This is a genomic window from Pseudomonas sp. NY15463 (genome assembly GCF_048068415.1).
Lineage (GTDB): Bacteria > Pseudomonadota > Gammaproteobacteria > Pseudomonadales > Pseudomonadaceae > Aquipseudomonas > Aquipseudomonas mosselii_C.
The window spans coordinates 331,120-349,249 of the sequence record NZ_JBLUQD010000002.1 but is presented as its reverse complement, the minus strand read 5'-3'; the positions used below and the strand labels follow the sequence as shown (position 1 = coordinate 349,249).

Annotated in this window: 15 protein-coding genes; 10 read left to right on the top strand and 5 right to left on the bottom strand. The window is 64.3% G+C overall.

Annotation, left to right across the window (positions count from 1 at the left end; all coding sequences use genetic code 11):
• The first annotated feature begins 22 nt into the window (after window positions 1–22).
• Complete coding sequence (gene recJ, locus ACNFIC_RS05815) at window positions 23–1,732, top strand: single-stranded-DNA-specific exonuclease RecJ (protein ID WP_138218693.1); 1,710 nt, start codon at window positions 23–25, stop codon at window positions 1,730–1,732.
• A 208-nt stretch (window positions 1,733–1,940) separates the two neighbouring features.
• Window positions 1,941–3,047: an NADH:flavin oxidoreductase/NADH oxidase gene (locus ACNFIC_RS05810; protein WP_416780287.1), complete on the top strand. Its 1,107-nt coding sequence runs from the start codon at window positions 1,941–1,943 to the stop codon at window positions 3,045–3,047.
• Between the two features lie 116 nt (window positions 3,048–3,163).
• Here the strand turns inward: ACNFIC_RS05810 and ACNFIC_RS05805 are convergent, their stop codons facing one another.
• The 5 genes from ACNFIC_RS05805 to ydcS all read right to left on the bottom strand — a co-directional run bounded on the left by ACNFIC_RS05805 (window position 3,164) and on the right by ydcS (window position 8,701).
• Window positions 3,164–4,588, bottom strand: a complete 1,425-nt coding sequence (locus ACNFIC_RS05805) for a gamma-aminobutyraldehyde dehydrogenase (RefSeq protein ID WP_416780285.1) — start codon at window positions 4,586–4,588, stop codon at window positions 3,164–3,166.
• 17 nt (window positions 4,589–4,605) lie between these two features.
• Complete coding sequence (locus ACNFIC_RS05800; protein WP_416780283.1) at window positions 4,606–5,412, bottom strand: ABC transporter permease; 807 nt, start codon at window positions 5,410–5,412, stop codon at window positions 4,606–4,608.
• Window positions 5,402–6,352 (bottom strand): ABC transporter permease, encoded by a 951-nt coding sequence (locus ACNFIC_RS05795; protein ID WP_416780281.1) that lies wholly within the window; start codon window positions 6,350–6,352, stop codon window positions 5,402–5,404. Before ACNFIC_RS05795 ends, ACNFIC_RS05800 begins: the two co-directional genes overlap by 11 nt.
• Window positions 6,349–7,374, bottom strand: coding sequence for an ABC transporter ATP-binding protein (locus ACNFIC_RS05790; protein ID WP_416780279.1), 1,026 nt, complete (start codon window positions 7,372–7,374; stop codon window positions 6,349–6,351). Before ACNFIC_RS05790 ends, ACNFIC_RS05795 begins: the two co-directional genes overlap by 4 nt.
• Window positions 7,375–7,561: 187 nt before the next feature.
• The gene (ydcS, locus tag ACNFIC_RS05785) at window positions 7,562–8,701 is read right to left on the bottom strand and encodes a putative ABC transporter substrate-binding protein YdcS (RefSeq protein ID WP_416780277.1); all 1,140 of its coding nucleotides are present in this window, start codon (window positions 8,699–8,701) and stop codon (window positions 7,562–7,564) included.
• A gap of 203 nt (window positions 8,702–8,904) precedes the next feature.
• Here ydcS and ACNFIC_RS05780 point away from each other — a divergent pair, with 203 nt between their 5' ends.
• From ACNFIC_RS05780 to ACNFIC_RS05745, 8 genes are all read left to right on the top strand, one after another.
• Complete coding sequence (locus ACNFIC_RS05780; RefSeq protein WP_416780276.1) at window positions 8,905–9,588, top strand: tellurite resistance TerB family protein; 684 nt, start codon at window positions 8,905–8,907, stop codon at window positions 9,586–9,588.
• Window positions 9,589–9,716: 128 nt separating this feature from the next.
• A complete protein-coding gene (locus tag ACNFIC_RS05775) occupies window positions 9,717–11,339 on the top strand; it encodes a methyl-accepting chemotaxis protein (protein WP_138218677.1) in 1,623 nt (540 codons plus the stop codon).
• A gap of 5 nt (window positions 11,340–11,344) precedes the next feature.
• On the top strand, window positions 11,345–11,860 hold the full coding sequence (locus ACNFIC_RS05770) for a chemotaxis protein CheW (RefSeq protein ID WP_138218675.1): 516 nt from the start codon (window positions 11,345–11,347) through the stop codon (window positions 11,858–11,860).
• A complete protein-coding gene (locus tag ACNFIC_RS05765) occupies window positions 11,857–13,095 on the top strand; it encodes a CheR family methyltransferase (RefSeq protein ID WP_138218673.1) in 1,239 nt (412 codons plus the stop codon). The genes ACNFIC_RS05770 and ACNFIC_RS05765 overlap by 4 nt, the downstream gene beginning before the upstream one ends.
• Window positions 13,092–13,760: a chemotaxis protein CheW gene (locus tag ACNFIC_RS05760; protein ID WP_138218671.1), complete on the top strand. Its 669-nt coding sequence runs from the start codon at window positions 13,092–13,094 to the stop codon at window positions 13,758–13,760. Before ACNFIC_RS05765 ends, ACNFIC_RS05760 begins: the two co-directional genes overlap by 4 nt.
• The gene (locus ACNFIC_RS05755; protein WP_138218669.1) at window positions 13,757–16,039 is read left to right on the top strand and encodes a hybrid sensor histidine kinase/response regulator; all 2,283 of its coding nucleotides are present in this window, start codon (window positions 13,757–13,759) and stop codon (window positions 16,037–16,039) included. The genes ACNFIC_RS05760 and ACNFIC_RS05755 overlap by 4 nt, the downstream gene beginning before the upstream one ends.
• Window positions 16,036–17,049 carry a chemotaxis response regulator protein-glutamate methylesterase gene (locus ACNFIC_RS05750; protein WP_138218667.1) on the top strand — a complete coding sequence of 338 codons (1,014 nt, stop codon included), beginning with the start codon at window positions 16,036–16,038 and terminating at the stop codon, window positions 17,047–17,049. The genes ACNFIC_RS05755 and ACNFIC_RS05750 overlap by 4 nt, the downstream gene beginning before the upstream one ends.
• A 51-nt stretch (window positions 17,050–17,100) precedes the next feature.
• Window positions 17,101–18,105 (top strand): response regulator, encoded by a 1,005-nt coding sequence (locus ACNFIC_RS05745; protein ID WP_138218665.1) that lies wholly within the window; start codon window positions 17,101–17,103, stop codon window positions 18,103–18,105.
• Window positions 18,106–18,130 lie beyond the last annotated feature (25 nt).

Here is an 18,130-nt window from a genome sequence, read left to right as displayed (position 1 = left end):
CCACCTGACGATTGAAGACCCCATGCGTATCGAACCCCGTCCTCTGCCCCCGACATTGCCCCTGCTGGGCAACCTGCCACCGTTGCTGACTCGCCTATATGCCGCCCGTGGCGTGCAGTCCGAGACTGAACTGGACAAGAGCCTGGCGCGGTTACTGCCGTACCAGCAGCTCAAGGGGATCGACGCGGCAGTGGACGTGTTGCTGCAGGCACTGGATCAACGCCAGCGTATCCTCATCGTCGGTGACTTCGATGCTGACGGCGCCACCGCCAGTACCGTCGGGGTCCTGGGTCTGCGCCTGCTGGGCGCTGCGCATGTCGATTACCTGGTGCCGAATCGTTTCGAGTACGGTTATGGCCTGACCCCCGAGATTGTCGAGGTGGCGCTGCAGCGTCAGCCCCAGTTGCTGATCACGGTGGATAACGGTATCTCCAGCGTAGAAGGGGTGGCGGCCGCCAAGGCGGCCGGCCTCACGGTGCTGGTGACCGACCACCATTTGCCGGGCGAGCAGTTGCCGGCGGCCGACGCTATCGTCAATCCCAACCAACCGGGTTGCGCATTCCCGAGCAAAGCGTTGGCAGGGGTCGGGGTGATCTTCTACGTGCTGATGGCCCTACGTGCACGTTTGCGCAGTCTTGGGCGCTACGAGCAGCAACCGCAGCCGAACATCGGCGAGCTGCTGGACTTGGTGGCGCTGGGCAGTGTCGCCGACGTGGTGCCGCTGGATGCCAACAACCGCATCCTGGTGCACCAGGGACTGGAGCGTATCCGTGCCGGTCGCGCCCGGCCAGGGCTCAAGGCGATTCTCGAAGTGGCTCGGCGCGATCACCGGCGCATCACCTCTACCGATCTTGGCTTCATCCTGGGGCCACGGCTCAACGCGGCTGGCCGTCTGGACGACATGAGCCTGGGTATCGAGTGCCTGCTGTGCGATGACGCGGCGTTGGCATTGGACATGGCGCAGCAACTCGATGGCTTGAACCAGGATCGCAAGTCCATCGAGCAGGGCATGCAGCGCGAGGCTTTGGCCCAACTCAAGGACCTGCCGCTTGAGTCCATGCCTTATGGCCTGTGCCTGTTCGACGCGGATTGGCACCAGGGCGTGATCGGAATCCTCGCTTCACGCTTGAAGGAGCGCTACCACCGACCGACCATCGCGTTCGCCGACGCGGGCGAGGGCGTGCTCAAGGGCTCTGCACGCTCTGTGCCGGGCTTTCACATTCGCGATGCGCTGGATGCCATCGCCGCGCGCCAGCCGCAGTTGATCAGCAAGTTCGGCGGCCACGCCATGGCGGCGGGGTTGTCGCTGCCGGAGGGTAATTTCCCGGCATTCGCCCAGGCTTTCGATGAAGAAGTGCGGCGTCACCTGGGTGAAGACGATTTGACTGGCCGGTTGTTGTCTGATGGCAGCCTGGCAGTCGAGGAGTTCCATCTCGACCTGGCCAAGGCGCTGCGCAACGCCGGGCCTTGGGGGCAGCACTTTCCCGAGCCGTTGTTCCATGGGGTGTTCCAGTTGGTGGAGCAGCGTGTGGTGGGTGAGCGGCATTTGAAGGTGGTGCTCAAGAGCGAGTGCGGTGCGGTACGCCTGGACGGTATCGCCTTTGGCATTGACCGCGACGTATGGCCGAACCCCACGGTGCGTTGGGTGGAGTTGGCGTACAAGCTGGACGTGAACGAGTTTCGTGGCAACGAAAGCGTGCAGTTGATGATTGCCCACATGGAGCCGCGCTGAGGGCTTGAACGCGGGCCTGGCAGCCTTTCAATTGACATTTGGCAGGGCCGCTTGCGGCCCGTTCGCGGCAGCCCAAACGCAAGCAATGAGTCCGAGAAATCCGAACCCCACCCTCATGGTCTAGTCTGAATCAAACCGGTACCGGCCCCACCCCTACAATGACCCTCCGGACCGGAACAAACCATTGGAGTCCCTGGGAGGTGCCGTCATGAGCCTGCTGCTTGAGCCCTACACCCTACGCCAACTCACCCTGCCCAACCGCATTGCCGTATCCCCCATGTGCCAGTATTCCGCCGCCGACGGCCTGGCCAACGACTGGCATCTGGTGCATCTGGGCAGCCGCGCGGTAGGTGGCGCGGGCCTGGTGATCACCGAAGCCGTTGCGGTCACCGCCGATGGTCGCATTACGGCCGATGACCTTGGCCTGTGGAGCGATCAACAGATCGCCCCGTTGCAACGCATCACCCGTTTCATCACTGCCCAGGGTGCCGTACCAGGCATCCAGCTTGCTCACGCCGGACGCAAGGCGAGCACCTATCGCCCCTGGCTTGGCAAGCACGGCAGCGTCAAGCCTGAAGAGGGCGGCTGGCAACCGGTAGGGCCGTCGAAGATTGCCTTCGACCCCGAACACACCCCGCCACGGGAGTTGAGCAAGGAGGACATCCAGCAGATCATCGATGCGTTCGTCAGCGCCACCGAGCGGGCACTGGAGGCCGGCTTCAAGGTGGTCGAGATCCATGCCGCGCATGGCTATTTGCTGCACCAGTTCCTCTCGCCACTGAGCAACCAGCGCCGTGACGAGTACGGCAGTTGCTTCGAAAACCGCATCCGCTTCACTTTGCAAGTGACCGAGGCGGTGCGCAAGGTCTGGCCACAGGAGCTGCCGTTGTTCGTGCGCGTGTCAGCCACCGACTGGGTAGAAGACGGCTGGAACCCCGATGAAACCGTCGAGCTGGCCCGCCGCCTGCGCGTCTTGGGCGTTGACCTGATCGACGTGTCATCCGGCGGCACTTCGGTCAATGCCGAGATCCCCACCGGCCCCGGTTACCAGACACGCTTTGCCGAACGCGTGCGCAAGGAGTCGGAAATCGCGACTGGCACAGTTGGCATGATCACCGAGCCTGCGCAGGCCGAACACATCCTGCGTACCGGTCAGGCCGATGTGATTTTTCTTGCCCGCGAACTGCTGCGCGATCCTTATTGGCCGCTGCATGCCGACGACGACCTGGGCGGCAACAAGGCCACGTGGCCTGCCCAATATCAGCGCGCTACCAGTCGGGCCAATCCGATCCACGAGTCGGACCTGAGGGATTAGTGTTTGACTCTTCGCGGGCAAGCCCGCTCCCGCAGATACTGCGCTTAGCCTGAGGCAGGCGCGGTACCTGTGGGAGCGGGCTTGCCCGCGAAGAGGACGGTAGCTTCAACAAAGCATCAATGCTTGAACATCACATGCCGCACGCAGGTGTAGTCCTCCAGTCCATACATCGACATGTCTTTGCCGTACCCCGAGTGCTTCTGCCCGCCATGGGGCATTTCGCTGACCAGCATGAAGTGCGTGTTCACCCAGGTGCAGCCATATTGCAGGCGTGCCGCCAGGCGGTGGGCACGCCCGGTGTCGCGGGTCCAGACCGATGAGGCCAGGCCGTACTCGGAGTCGTTGGCCCATTCCAGCGCCTGCGCTTCGTCGGTGAAGCGGGTAACCGACACCACCGGACCGAATACTTCGTGGCGTACGATCTCATCATCCTGCTGGGCATCGGCCAGCACGGTCGGCTCGAAGAAGAAACCGTCGCCGGGTATGGCTTTGCCACCGGTCACCAGGCGGATGTGCGGCAGGGCGATGGCGCGTTGCACCAAGCCTGCGACTTTGTCGCGGTGTTGGGCACTGATCAGCGGGCCGAGTTCAGTACCCTCGGCGTCCTGCAGGCCGGGTTTGATACTGGCCACTGCTGCGCCAAGGCGTTCGACGAACTGCTCGTAGATGCCATCTTGCACATACAGCCGGCAGGCGGCCGTACAGTCCTGGCCTGCGTTGTAGAAGCCAAAGGTACGGATGCCGTCGATGGCCGCGTCGATGTCGGCATCGTCGAACACCAGCACCGGCGCCTTGCCGCCCAGTTCCATGTGCATGCGTTTCACGCTGTTGGCGGTGGCTCCGATGATGTGCGCGCCGGTGGGGATGGAGCCGGTCAGCGAAACCATGCGCACTTTGGCGTGGGTGACCAGTGGGTTGCCGACGCTCTGGCCGCGTCCGAACAGAATGTTGAGCACCCCAGCCGGCAGCAGTGCCTGGGCCAGCTCGCCCAGACGCAGGGCGGTCAGTGGGGTGAGTTCCGAGGGCTTGATCACCACCGTGTTGCCGGCAGCCAAGGCCGGAGCGATTTTCCACGCCAGCATCATCAGTGGGTAGTTCCAGGGTGCGATGGAGGCCACCACGCCCAGTGGGTCGCGGCGGATCATCGAGGTATGCCCCGGCAGGTATTCACCAGCCGCCGAACCGCCCAAGCAGCGTGCAGCTCCGGCGAAATAACGGAACACATCGGCGATGGCCGGGATCTCGTCGCCCAGCGCGGCGGGGTAGGGCTTGCCGCAGTTCTGCGATTCGAGCCGGGCCAGTTCCTCGGCGTGCGCTTCGATCACATCGGCGATGGCCAACAGGACTGCCGAGCGCTCCTTGGGCGTGGTCTGTGACCAACCGTCGAACGCCTGCTCGGCGGCGCGCACGGCGGTGTCTACCTGGGCCTCGGTGGCCTCGTTGATTTGCGCCAGGGCAGTACCCGTGGCCGGGTCGAGTACCGTCCAGGCCGGGCCTTCGCCATTGATCAGGCGGCCGTTGATCAACATTCGGGTTTGCATCGTGAACTCCTTGTGGGTCATTTGCCGCTGCCCGCCACGCTTTCACCGCCGCGGGTCAGGTAATAGGCGCCGAGAATCGGCAGCATGGTCACCATCATCACCAGCATGGCGACCACATTGGTCACCGGCACGTCCCTTGGGCGATTGAGCTGGTTGAGCAGCCAGATCGGCAGGGTGCGCTCGTTGCCGGCGGTGAAGGTGGTGACGATGATTTCGTCGAACGACAGGGCGAAGGCCAGCATGCCTCCGGCCAACAAGGCTGAACCGAGGTTGGGCAGAATGATGTAGCGGAAGGTCTGCCAGCCGTCGGCGCCCAAGTCCATCGAGGCTTCGATCAAGCTTTGCGAGGTGCGCCGCAAGCGGGCGATGACGTTGTTGTAGACGATCACTACGCAGAACGTCGCGTGGCCGACCACGATGGTGAACAACCCAGGCTCCACGCCAAGCGCCTTGAATGCCGAGAGCAGGGCGATACCGGTGATGATGCCGGGCAGCGCGATGGGCAGGATCAGCATCAGTGAGATGCTTTCCTTGCCGAAGAAATCGCGTCGGTACAGCGCTACCGAGGCCAAAGTGCCCAGCACCAGGGCAATTGCCGTAGCCAGGCATGCCACCTGTAGCGACAGCGTGATCGCCTCCAGGACATCGGCTCGGGCGAAGGCCACGGCGAACCAGTTCAGGGTGAATCCCTGGGGCGGAAAACTGAACGCGGCATCCTCGGTATTGAAGGCGTACAGCAGGATGATCAGGATCGGGAAGTGCAGGAACACCAGCCCGGCCCAAGCCGCCAGGCGCAGGCCCCATGAGGCGTTCTCAGAGTGCATCGAAGGCCCCCAGGCGTTTGACGATGGACAGGTAGATGGCGATCAGCACGATCGGCACCAGGGTGAAGGCCGCCGCCATGGGCATGTTGCCGATCGCCCCTTGCTGGGCGTAGACCATGCTGCCGATGAAGTAGCCGGGCGGGCCGATCAGTTGCGGCACGATGAAGTCGCCCAGGGTCAGCGAGAAGGTGAAGATCGAACCCGCAGCGATGCCCGGCACTGATAGTGGCAGCACCACCTGCATGAAGGTTTGCCGAGGGCGCGCGCCGAGGTCTGCCGAGGCTTGCAGCAGCGACGGCGGCAGGCGTTCCAGCGCGGCCTGGATCGGCAGGATCATGAACGGCAGCCAGATGTACACGAACACCAGAAAGCGCCCCAGGTGCGAGGTGGACAGCGTACTGCCGCCCACGCCTGGGATGCCCAGCACCCACTGCAACACGCCTTCCAGGTGCAACTGCTGGATGAACCACTGCGCCACCCCGCCTTTGGCCAGCAGCAAGGTCCAGGCGTAGGTCTTGACGATGTAGCTGGCCCACATCGGCATCATCACCGCAATGTAGAAGAACGCCTTGGTCCGGCCACGGGTGTACCGGGCCATGTAGTAGGCGATGGGGAAGGCCAGGGCGGCGCTGGCCAGCGACACGGCCACGGCCATGCTCAAGGTGCGCAGGATGATGTCGAAGTTCGACGGGCTGAACAGCGCGGTGAAGTTGGCCAGGGTCAGTTCCGGCGTCACCGTCATGGAGAAGTCGTCGAAGGTGTAGAAGCCCTGCCAGAGCAGGTTCAGCAGCGAACCCAGGTAGATCGCGCCGAACCATAGTAAGGGCGGAATCAGCAGCATCAGCAGGTACAGGTTCGGGCGCCGGTACAGTAGGTTGCTCAGGCGCCGTAGCGGCGCGGCCTGCGCCTGCGCCTGCGCCGCTGGCACGGCCAGGCTCATGGCTGGGTTTCCTGCAGCGCGGTCATCGCCTCGCGTGGCCAGCTGGCCTGCACGCGCTGGCCGGTTTGCCACAGCGGCGGATGTTCCAGCCACTGGTCGTTGGCCTGGCTCACGGCGAGTATCTGGCCGCTGTCGAGCCTGAGTTCGAAGCGCGTGGCGCTGCCTTGGTACTGGATGTCATGCAGCTCGCCGTCCACCTGCACCTCATGGGCGCTTGTACTGCCACCCAGCCGGATGTGTTCGGGGCGGATCGAGAACGGCTGTGTGCTACCACTGAGCTGCTGCGCCAGTGCGCCGCGCAGTACGTTGGAGGTGCCGACGAACTCGGCCACGAACGTGGTGGCCGGCTTCATGTAGAGGTTGCGCGGGGTATCGACTTGCTCGATACGCCCGTGGTTGAACACCGCCACCCGGTCGGACATCGACAGTGCTTCGGTCTGATCATGGGTGACGAAGATGAAGGTGATGCCCAGTTGGCGCTGAAGCTTTTTCAACTCGCCCTGCATCTGCTCGCGTAGTTTCAAATCCAGCGCGCCCAAGGGCTCGTCGAGCAGCAGTACACGCGGACGGTTGACCAGCGCGCGGGCCAGCGCCACCCGCTGACGCTGGCCGCCAGACAGCTGCGCGGGTTTGCGATCACCGTAACCGTCCAGGGCGACCATGCCCAAGGCTTCGTTGGCGCGGACGTGCCGCTCGGCTTTGGCCACGCCTTTGACCTTCAGGCCATAGGCCACGTTGTCACGTACATTCATGTGCGGGAACAGGGCGTAGTCCTGGAACACGGTGTTGACGTCGCGTTGGTAAGGCGGCAGGCCCGCTGCCTCGCTGCCGTGAATGCGGATCGAGCCGCTGCTGGGCTGCTCGAAACCGGCGATCAGGCGCAGGCAGGTGGTCTTGCCCGAACCGGAGGGGCCGAGCATGGAGAAGAACTCGCCATCCTGGATGTCGATGCTGACTTGGTCGACTGCCCTGACTTCGCCGAAGGTGCGGCAAACCTGGGTGAACTGGACTGCTGGGGGCATTCGGTAGCTCCGGCTTTGGTCGCGTGTCAACAGGTTCAGCGCTTAACTCAAGGTATGCGCGGTCCCTGTAGGAGCGGGTTTACCCGCGAACACCGGCCTTTAGGCCGGTGCCATTCACTGAGCTGCATGCTTGGCGGGTGACCCCGCTCCAACAGGGGTGCGGGACACCTGGCAAAATTGCTTCCTGTTACCGTCCACCCATGATCGCGATGTAATCCTGGGTCCAGCGGCTGTAGGGCACGAACTTACCGCCTTCGGACTGCGGGGTCTTCCAGAAGGCGATCTTGTCAAAGTTGTCGAAGCCGTTGGTCTTGCAGCCCTCGGCTCCGAGCAGCTCGCTGCCGGTGCAGGCGGCGGGCACTGCCGGTAACGACCCGAACCAGGCGGCTACGTCACCTTGCACTTTGGGCTGCAACGACCAATCCATCCACTGGTAGGCGCAGTTCGGGTGCTTGGCTTCGGCGTGCAGCATGGTGGTGTCGGCCCAGCCGGTAGCGCCTTCTTTGGGCACCACCGAGGCGACGGGCTGTTTATCGGCTTGCAGGCCATTGACCATGTAGCCCCAGGAACTGGTGGCGACCACGCCCTCGTTCTTCACATCGCTCATCTGCACGGTCGCGTCGTGCCAGTAGCGGTGGATCAGTGGCTGCTGCTGGCGCAGCAGGTCAAGCACGGCCTTGTATTGTGTCTCGGTGAGTTCGTAGGGGCTCTGGATCCCGAGTTCGGGCTTGGCCGACTTGAGGTAGAGCGCTGCGTCGGCGATGTAGATCGGCCCGTCGTAGGCTTGTACACGGCCCTTGTTAGGCTTGCCGTCGGGCAGGTTCTGCGGCTCGAACACCACCCCCCAACTGGTGGGCGGGGTCTTGAACACGTTGGTGTTGTACAGCAGCACGTTTGGGCCCCACTGATAGGGCGTGCCATAGACCTGATCCTTGACCACGTACCAAGCACCCCCTTGCAGGCGCGGGTCGAGGTTCTTCCAGTTGGGGATCAGCGCGGTGTTGATCGGTTGCACGCGCTTGCCTGCAATCAGCCGCAACGAGGCATCCCCCGAGGCGGTCACCAGGTCGTAGCCACCCTTGCTCATCAAGCTGACCATCTCGTCGGAGGTGGCGGCGGTCTTGACGTTGACCTTGCAGCCCGTCTGCTTCTCGAAGCCGCTCACCCAGTCGTAGGCCTTGTCGCTGTCACCGCGCTCGATATAGCCGGGCCAGGCGATGATATCCAGCTGTCCTTCGCTGGCACCGAGCTTTTGTGGCAGGCCAGCGGCGTGGACGCCGGCGCTGGCCAGCAGGGCACCGAGCAAAACGGTCTTGTGCACTGACATGATGTTCCCTCTTGTTGGATGTCGTGAGCGCGACAGTGAGCGAGCCAGCCGGTTTAAACACCGGTTGTGCAAGGATGGCCAGAACGAGTCTAGTCCGCTTTTGCCGATGCTCGGTGCAACATCTGGAAGCATTTGTTCAGGTGGCTAACGGCGGGCGTCGCCCTACTCTGGTGGCCTGTTTTTCATCGCGTGGAGAGACGCACATGAATACCCGCGGTCTGCTCGATCAATTACTCAAGTCCGGCCAGCAACTGCTGGCTGACAAAGCCGGTAAGGGAACCGCCAAACCGTCTGCCGGAGGCCTCGGCAACCTGCTCTCCGGCGCCGGTGGTGGTGCCCTGGCGGCGGGGGCGATGGGCTTGCTGATGGGCAACAAGAAAGCCCGCAAGTATGGCGGCAAGGTGCTCACCTACGGCGGCCTGGCCGCACTCGGGGTATTGGCCTACAAAGCCTACGGCAACTGGCAGGCGCGCCAGGGAAGCACCGTTCACGAGCCGCAGACCCTTGACCGCCTGCCGCCTGCCCAGGCCGAGCAGCACAGCCAGGCGGTGTTGCGCGCGCTGGTGGCCGCAGCCAAGTCAGATGGCCATATCGATGAGCGCGAGCGGGCCTTGATCGAGGGCGAGTTCACCCGTCTGGACAGCGACCGTGAATTGCAGCACTGGCTGCATGCCGAGCTGAACAAGCCTCTCGACCCTGCCGAAGTCGCGCGTGCGGCGCAGACGCCGGAAATGGCCGCCGAAATGTATTTGGCCAGCGTGATGATGGTCGATCAGGAAAACTTCATGGAACGTGCCTACCTCGACGAGTTGGCCCGCCAACTGCGCCTTGAGCCGACGCTGCGTCAGGAGCTGGAGAGCCAGGTTCGGCTTGCGGCCGGTCAGTAGCAGGCATTTTGCTATCAATCTTGCAGCGCAGGCCTGAATAACGCTGTATTCAGCCACATAAGCGCAGGGCGCCTGGGCTATACTTCGGCAATTTTTCCCCGCTTGTGACGAATTCCTGAGGGCTGAATGTGAAGAACTGGACCTTGCGCCAACGGATCCTGGCAAGTTTCGCTGTGATCATCGCCATCATGTTGCTGATGATCGTGGCCGCCTACTCGCGGCTAGACGCTATCGAGTCCAGTGAAGCACAAGTCGGCTCCGACAGCATTCCCGGGGTCTACTACAGCTCGATGATTCGCAGCGCCTGGGTCGACAGCTACGTCACCAGTCAGCAACTGGTAGGGCTGTCGAACCGCCGCGAGATCACCTCGGCCGACCTCGAGTTGTTCAAAAGCTTCGAGGATCGGCTCAAGGAGCAGATGGCCAATTACCAGGCCACCATCCGCACCGCAGAGGACCAGACGGCTTTCGACCTGTTCACCCAACAGGAGCAGGACTACCTCAAGATCATCACCCAGGTGCTCGATGCCTACCGCAGCCACGATTACAACGAGGCCCAGCGCCTGATCGGCGACGTGCTCACGCCAGCCTGGGTGGAGGGGCGCAAGCACCTGAACACGGTGATTGAGCGCAACCGCCAGTCGGCCGACGCGGCCACCAACGAGATCGTCAGCGCGGTGTCCACGGCCAAGGTCAGCATGATCGTGTCGCTGGCGTTGGCGATCATCGCCGCCGGCGTCTGTGGGCTGTTGCTGATGCGTGCGATCAGCTCGCCCATGCAGCGCATCGTCCACGCCCTTGACCGGTTGCGCTCGGGCGACCTGAGCATGCGCCTGAGCCTGGATCGCAGGGATGAGTTTGGCGCCATCGAAAGTGGCTTCAACGAAATGGCTGAATCCCTGGCGGGGCTGGTGGCCCAGGCGCAGCGTTCGTCGGTGCAGGTGACCACCTCGGTTACCGAGATCGCGGCCACCTCCAAGCAGCAACAGGCCACCGCCACCGAGACCGCCGCCACTACCACCGAAATCGGCGCCACCTCGCGCGAAATCGCCGCCACCTCGCGTGACTTGGTGCGCACCATGACCGAGGTCACCAGCGCCGCCGACCAGGCCTCGAGCCTGGCCGGCTCCGGTCAGCAAGGGCTGGCCCGCATGGAAGAGACCATGCACCAGGTCATGGGCGCCGCCGACCTGGTCAACGCCAAGCTGGGCATTCTTAACGAGAAAGCCAGCAACATCACTCAGATGGTAGTGACCATCGTCAAGGTGGCCGACCAGACCAACCTGCTGTCGCTCAACGCCGCCATCGAGGCGGAAAAGGCGGGTGAGTACGGTCGCGGCTTCTCCGTGGTAGCCACCGAGGTGCGCCGCCTGGCCGATCAGACCGCTGTGGCGACCTACGACATCGAACAGATGGTGCGCGAGATCCAGTCGGCGGTGTCGGCTGGGGTGATGGGCATGGATAAGTTCTCTGAAGAGGTGCGCCGTGGCATGTTCGAGGTGCAGCAGGTCGGCGAGCAACTGAGCCAGATCATCCATCAGGTGCAGGCGCTGGCGCCGCGTGTACTGATGGTCAACGAAGGCATGCAGGCCCAGGCCACCGGTGCCGAGCAGATCAACCAGGCCTTGGCGCAATTGAGCGATGCCAGCACTCAGACCGTCGAGTCACTGCGCCAGGCGAGTTTCGCCATCGATGAGCTGAGCCAGGTGGCTTCTGGTCTGCGCGGCGGTGTCTCGCGCTTCAAAGTCTGACGACGATGAACCATTCGCATCCCCACGAGGACCGCACGGCCAAGGGCATGCTGTACCTGCAATTTCGTATCAGGGCGCAGCGCTTTGCCCTGGATGTGCGCGAGGTGCTCGAGGTGCTGCCGCGTCGGCCACTCAAGCCCATCGCCCAGGCCCCGGCGTGGGTCGCCGGGGTGCTCGCCCACCGTGGTGAACTGGTGCCGGTGATCGATGTGTCGGCGCTGAGTTTCGGTGTGCAGGCGGCCGCGCGCAGCAGCACGCGCCTGGTGTTGGTGCGTTACCACGGCGATCCGTTGCGCCCGGCGCTGCCGCTGGGGCTGATCCTCGAACAAGCCACCGAGACTGTGCGTTGTCACCCTGATGAGTTCAAGCCGTACGGTCTGGACAACGGCGCGGCGCCTTACCTGGGCCCGGTGCGCGAGGATGCTGCTGGCTTGTTGCAGCGTATCTGCGTGGACGACTTGTTGCCCGAAGCGGTGCGCCAGTTGCTGTATCCGAATGCGCCCGGGCAGGTGCCGGCATGAGCAAACAACGGTTCTTCCGCTTCTTGCAAGAGCGCATCGGGCTGGATGTGGAGTCGGTCGGTGTGTCGATGGTCGAGCGCGCCTTGCAGCAACGCTGCAGTGTGCTGCAGGCCGTCGATCTTGACGACTATTGGCTGCGCTTGCGCCAGTCGGCCGCCGAGCAGCAGGCGCTGATCGAGGCGGTGATCGTGCCTGAAACCTGGTTCTTTCGTTACCCCGAGTCGTTCACGGCACTCGCGGGGCTGGCGCAAAAACGGGCGGCGGAACTGGCGGGAAGTCGGCCGCTGCGTATCCTCAGCCTGCCCTGTTCGACTGGCGAAGAGCCCTATTCGATCGCCATGGCCTTGCTCGACGCCGGGTTCTGCCCTGGAACGTTCCGCATCGACGGCATCGACATCAGCCCCAACTCCGTGGCCAAGGGGCAGCAGGCCGAGTATGGGCGCAACTCGTTTCGTGGCAGCGATCTGGCCTACCGCACGCGGCACTTCAGCGAGACTGGAACCGAGGATATCTACTGCCTGAGTCCGCAGGTGCGGCAAACGGTCGAGCTTCAGGTAGGCAACGTGCTGGACCCTGCGCTCAGCCGTCGCGACGGGCTGTACGATTTCGTGTTCTGCCGCAACCTGCTGATCTATTTCGATGTGCCCACCCAGCAGCGCGTGTTCGAGGTACTCAAGCGCCTGGCCGACCGTCAAGGCGTGCTGTTCATCGGGCCGGCTGAGGGTAGCCTGTTGGCACGTATGGGCATGCGTGCGTTGGGGATCGCCCAGTCGTTCGCCTACGTGCGCCAGGACGAGGCCCCAGCGCCGCTGCCGGTCAAGGCCAGCCATCCGCCCGTGCCGCCGCCGCTACCCAGCATGCCCCGCCCAGCACCACGCCCCGCGCGCGCGGCACCACTGCCGGTGGCCCCGCGCGAGAGCGAGGGGCAGTTGCTGGCGGCCATCGCCCAGGCAGCCAACGGCGGCGACAGCCGTCAGGCCCGACGCGACTGCGAGCGCTACTTGCAGCAGTTCGCACCCAAGGCCCAGGTGTATTACTGGTTGGGCCTGCTTAGCGACACTGAAGGCGATGCGGCACAGGCCATCATCCACTACCGCAAGGCCCTGTACCTGGACCCCCAGCATCCCGAGGCGCTGATGCACCTGGCTGCGCTGCTGGCCTCGCAGGGCGACCAGAGCGGTGCCCGGCGCTTGCAGGCGCGAGCGGCGCGGGTCGGCAGGGAGTCTGAACGATGAGTGTTGACTACGACATGCAGGTGATCGCCCAGGATGACGAGGCCATCGACGATTGCTGGAACCGCATCGGCGTGCACGGCAACAAGCAGTGCCCACTGTTGCAACGGCATATTCATTGCCGCAACTGTGAGGTCTACGCCGCCGCAGCCTCGCGCTTGCTGGACCGCTACGCGCAGCTTGAGCACGACGGTGACGATGCGTCGGTAGCGCTCGAACAGGCCAATAGCGGGCGTTCGATGCTGCTGTTCCGGTTGGGCGATGAGTGGCTGGCGTTGTCCACGGCCAGCTTGAGCGAGATCGCGCCGTTGCAGCCAGTGCACTCGTTGCCGCACCAGCGGTCGCGGGTATTGCAAGGGGTGGCCAATGTACGCGGGGCGCTGGTCCCGTGCCTGTCGTTGGCCGATCTGCTCGGGGTGGCGGTCGAGGCCCAGGCCCCGCGTAGCGGGCGGAGCATGCCGCGCATGCTGATCCTTGCCGCCGAGGGTGGGCCGGTGGTGGTGCCGGTGGATGAGATCGACGGTATTCATCGACTCGACCCCGAGCACCTGGAGCAGGGTCGCGACACCGCTCATTTCACTGCAGCGGTGCTGCAATGGCGCAGCCGTAGCGTGCGGGTACTGGACGAACAACATCTACTGCAAGCTGTGAAGCGGAGCCTGTCATGACCCCCGAGCAAATGCGCGATGCTTCGTTGCTCGAACTTTTCAGCCTGGAGGCCGAGGCGCAGACCCAGGTGCTCAGTGCCGGCCTGATGGCCCTGGAACGCAACCCGGCGCAGCCCGATCAGCTCGAAGCCTGCATGCGCGCGGCCCACTCGCTCAAGGGCGCTGCGCGGATCGTCGGTATCGACGCCGGGGTCAGCGTCGCGCATGTCATGGAGGATTGCCTGGTCGCCGCGCAGGAAGGTCGTCTGCAACTGCGCCCCGAGCATATCGACGCCCTGCTGCAAGGCACCGACTTGTTGATGCGCATCGCCACGCCGGGTGACAAGGGCGGCGAGGCCGCAGTGCCGGTGTTCCTGGTGCAGATGGCGGGCCTGCTGGACCCGTCGGCGGCGCTGCCGATGCCCGCGGTGCCAGCCGTTGTCGCGCCTGCGCAGTTTGAGCCGCTCGCTGTCCGCGAGCCCGACCCAGCCCCTGATGCAGAGCCGGAACCAGAACCTGCGACGCCCCGCAAGGCAGGCAAGCGCGATGCGGCTGAGCGGGTCCTGCGGGTCACGGCTGACCGTCTCAACAGCCTGCTCGATCTGTCGAGCAAGTCGCTGGTCGAGACCCAGCGGCTCAAGCCCTACCTGGCCACGCTGCAGCGTCTCAAGCGCATGCACGGCCAGGGCATGCGTGCGCTCGACGGCCTCAAGACCCAGCTCGAGGGTAGCGGCCAGGGCCCCGAAGTGCTTGACGCCCTGGCCCAGACTCAGCAGTTGCTGGCCGAAACCCAGCAAATCCTGTTGCAACAGGCCACCGACCTTGACGAGTTCGGCTGGCAGGCCAGCCAGCGCGCGCAATTGCTCTACGACACCGCCCTGGCCTGCCGCATGCGCCCGTTCGCCGATGTCTTGACCGGGCAGAGCCGCATGGTTCGAGACTTGGGGCGCTCCCTGGACAAACCGGTGCGACTGGTCGTGGAGGGCGAGAAGACCCAGGTCGATCGCGATGTCCTGGAAAAGCTCGAAGCGCCGCTGACGCACCTGCTACGCAACGCGGTCGATCATGGTATCGAACTGCCCGAGCGGCGCTTGTTGGCCGGCAAGCCTGCCGAAGGCACAGTACGCCTGCGTGCCTCGCACCAGGCCGGGTTGTTGGTGCTGGAACTGTCCGACGATGGCGCCGGTGTCGACCTCGAGCGCTTGCGCCGCAACATCGTCGCGCGTGGCCTATCGCCGGCCGAGACAGTGGCGCAGATGAGCGAGGCCGAGCTGTTGACCTTCCTGTTCCTGCCAGGCTTCAGCCTGCGCGACACGGTGACCGAGGTGTCCGGTCGCGGTGTGGGTTTGGATGCGGTGCAGCACATGGTCCGCGAGCTGCGCGGCGCCATCGAGCTGACCCAGACGGCGGGCCAGGGCTGCTGCTTCCACCTAGAGGTGCCGCTGACCCTGTCGGTGGTACGCAGCCTGGTGGTGGAGGAGGGGGGCGAGGCGTATGCCTTCCCGTTGGCCCATATCGAGCGGACTTTGGATGTACCTGCCGAGGCCATCGTGCAGATCGAAGGGCGCCAGCACTTCTGGCACGAGGACCGGCATATCGGACTGGTGGCTGCCAGCCAGTTGCTCAACCGCCCGGCTGCTCAAGGTGACGGCCAGAGCCTGCGAGTGGTGGTGATCCGCGAGCGCGACCAGTTGTATGGCGTGGCCGTGCAGCGCTTGATCGGCGAGCGGGTACTGGTGGTGATGCCGCTCGACCCGCGCCTGGGCAAGGTTCAGGATATCTCGTCGGGCGCGTTGCTCGACGATGGCTCGGTGGTGCTGATCATCGACGTCGAAGACCTGCTGCGCTCAGTGGAAAAACTGCTCAGCACCGGCCGCCTGGAGCGTGTCGAGCGGGGCGGCAAAGGCGACCGGGGTGTTCCGCGCAAGCGCGTGCTGGTGGTCGACGACTCGCTCACCGTGCGTGAGCTGCAACGCAAACTGTTGAGCAATCGCGGCTACGAAGTGGCGGTGGCGGTGGATGGCATGGACGGTTGGAACGCCCTGCGCAGCGAGGATTTCGACCTGTTGATCACCGACATCGACATGCCGCGCATGGACGGCATCGAACTGGTGACCTTGGTGCGCGGCGACCATCGCCTGCAATCGTTGCCGGTGATGGTGGTCTCCTACAAGGACCGCGAAGAAGACCGACGACGTGGACTGGATGCCGGCGCCGACTATTATCTGGCCAAAGCCAGCTTCCATGACGATGCGTTGCTGGATGCCGTCGAGGAACTGATCGGAGGTGCCCAGGGATGAAGATTGCCATCGTCAATGACATGCCCATGGCAGTCGAGGCCTTGCGTCGCGCCTTGGCCTTCGAGCCGGCGCATCAGGTGGTATGGGTGGCCAGCAATGGTGCCGAGGCCATTGCCCGCTGCGCCGAGCAGACCCCGGACCTGATCCTCATGGACTTGATCATGCCGGTGATGGACGGTGTGGAGGCCACGCGGCGGATTATGGCCGAGACCCCGTGCGCCATCGTCATTGTCACGGTTGATCGCAAGCAGAACGTGCATCGGGTGTTCGAGGCCATGGGCTATGGCGCCCTGGATGTGGTCGATACCCCCGCGTTGGGCGCCGGTGATCCCCGCGAGGCCGCAGCCCCGCTGCTGCGCAAGATCCTCAATATCGCCTGGTTGATCGGCCAGCAACGCCCCAGCACGCCGCGCGCGGTGCCGACGGCCCTGCGCGAGGCGTCGCAGCGTCAGGGCTTGGTCGCGATTGGCTCGTCAGCCGGCGGGCCGGCAGCGCTGGAGGTCTTGCTCAAAGGGCTGCCGCGCGACTTCCCGGCCGCCATCGTGCTGGTGCAGCACGTCGATCAGGTGTTCGCCGCCGGCATGGCTGAATGGCTGTGCTCCGCCAGTGGCTTGCCGGTGCGCCTGGCGCTTGAAGGGGAGCCTCCGCAGCCTGGCCAGGTGCTGCTGGCCGGAACCAATCACCACATTCGCCTGCTCGAAGGCGGTCGGTTGGCCTACACTGCCGAACCAGTCAACGAAATCTACCGCCCCTCGATCGATGTGTTCTTCGAGAGCGTGGCGCGCTATTGGAGGGGCGATGCGGTCGGCGTGTTGCTCACCGGTATGGGCCGCGATGGGGCTCAGGGGCTCAAGCTGATGCGCGAGCAGGGCTTTTTGACCATCGCCCAGGACCAGCACAGCAGTGCGGTATACGGCATGCCCAAGGCGGCGGCCGCGATTGGCGCAGCTGTCGAGATCCGTCCGCTTGAACGCATAGCCGGACGCCTGATGGATATTTTTTCGAAATGACGACATGCAATGATTCACGCCGCCTGGCCGGCAGTGATCGGGTGACTAGGGATGAATGATCTGCCAACCGAAGTTCTGACGACCACCAACGAAAATGCGGCCATGGTTTTGCTGGTGGACGACCAGGCGATGATTGGCGAGGCGGTGCGGCGCGGGCTTGCCCATGAAGACAACATCGACTTCCACTTCTGTGCCGACCCGCACCAGGCGGTGGCCCAGGCCATGCGCATCAAGCCCACGGTGATCCTGCAGGACCTGATCATGCCGGGCCTCGATGGCCTGACCCTGGTGCGCGAGTACCGCAACAACCCCGCCACCCAGGACATTCCGATCATCGTGTTGTCGACCAAGGAAGACCCACTGGTCAAGAGCGCGGCGTTCGCTGCGGGCGCCAACGATTACCTGGTCAAGCTGCCCGATACCATCGAACTGGTGGCGCGCATTCGCTATCACTCGCGCTCCTACCTCACCCTGTTGCAGCGCGATGAGGCCTACCGCGCACTGCGCGTGAGCCAGCAGCAACTGCTCGATACCAACCTGATGCTGCAACGGTTGATGAACTCCGATGGACTCACCGGACTGTCCAACCGCCGCCACTTCGACGAGTACCTTGAACTGGAGTGGCGCCGGGCAATGCGCGAGCAGCAGCAGTTGTCACTGCTGATGATCGATGTCGACTACTTCAAGGTGTTCAACGACAGCTTTGGCCATCTGGCCGGTGACGAGGCCCTGCGCCAGGTGGCCGAGGGTATTCGCGGCTGTTGCGCACGCCCTAGCGACCTGCCTGCGCGCTATGGCGGCGAGGAGTTCGCCCTGGTGCTGCCCAATACCTCGCCGGGCGGTGCACGGCTGGTGGCCGAGAAGCTGCGCCAGGGTATCATCGCCCTGAACATCCCGCACATTGCCCCGCTGCCAGGCTCGCACCTGACCGTGAGCATCGGCCTTGCGACCCAGACGCCGGCACAAGGCAGTCACTGTCGGCAGTTGATCTCGGCGGCGGACAAGGGGCTTTACCTGGCCAAGAACAACGGGCGCAACCAGGTCGGTATCGCCTGACGCCGCTCACGGTCCCTGTAGGAGC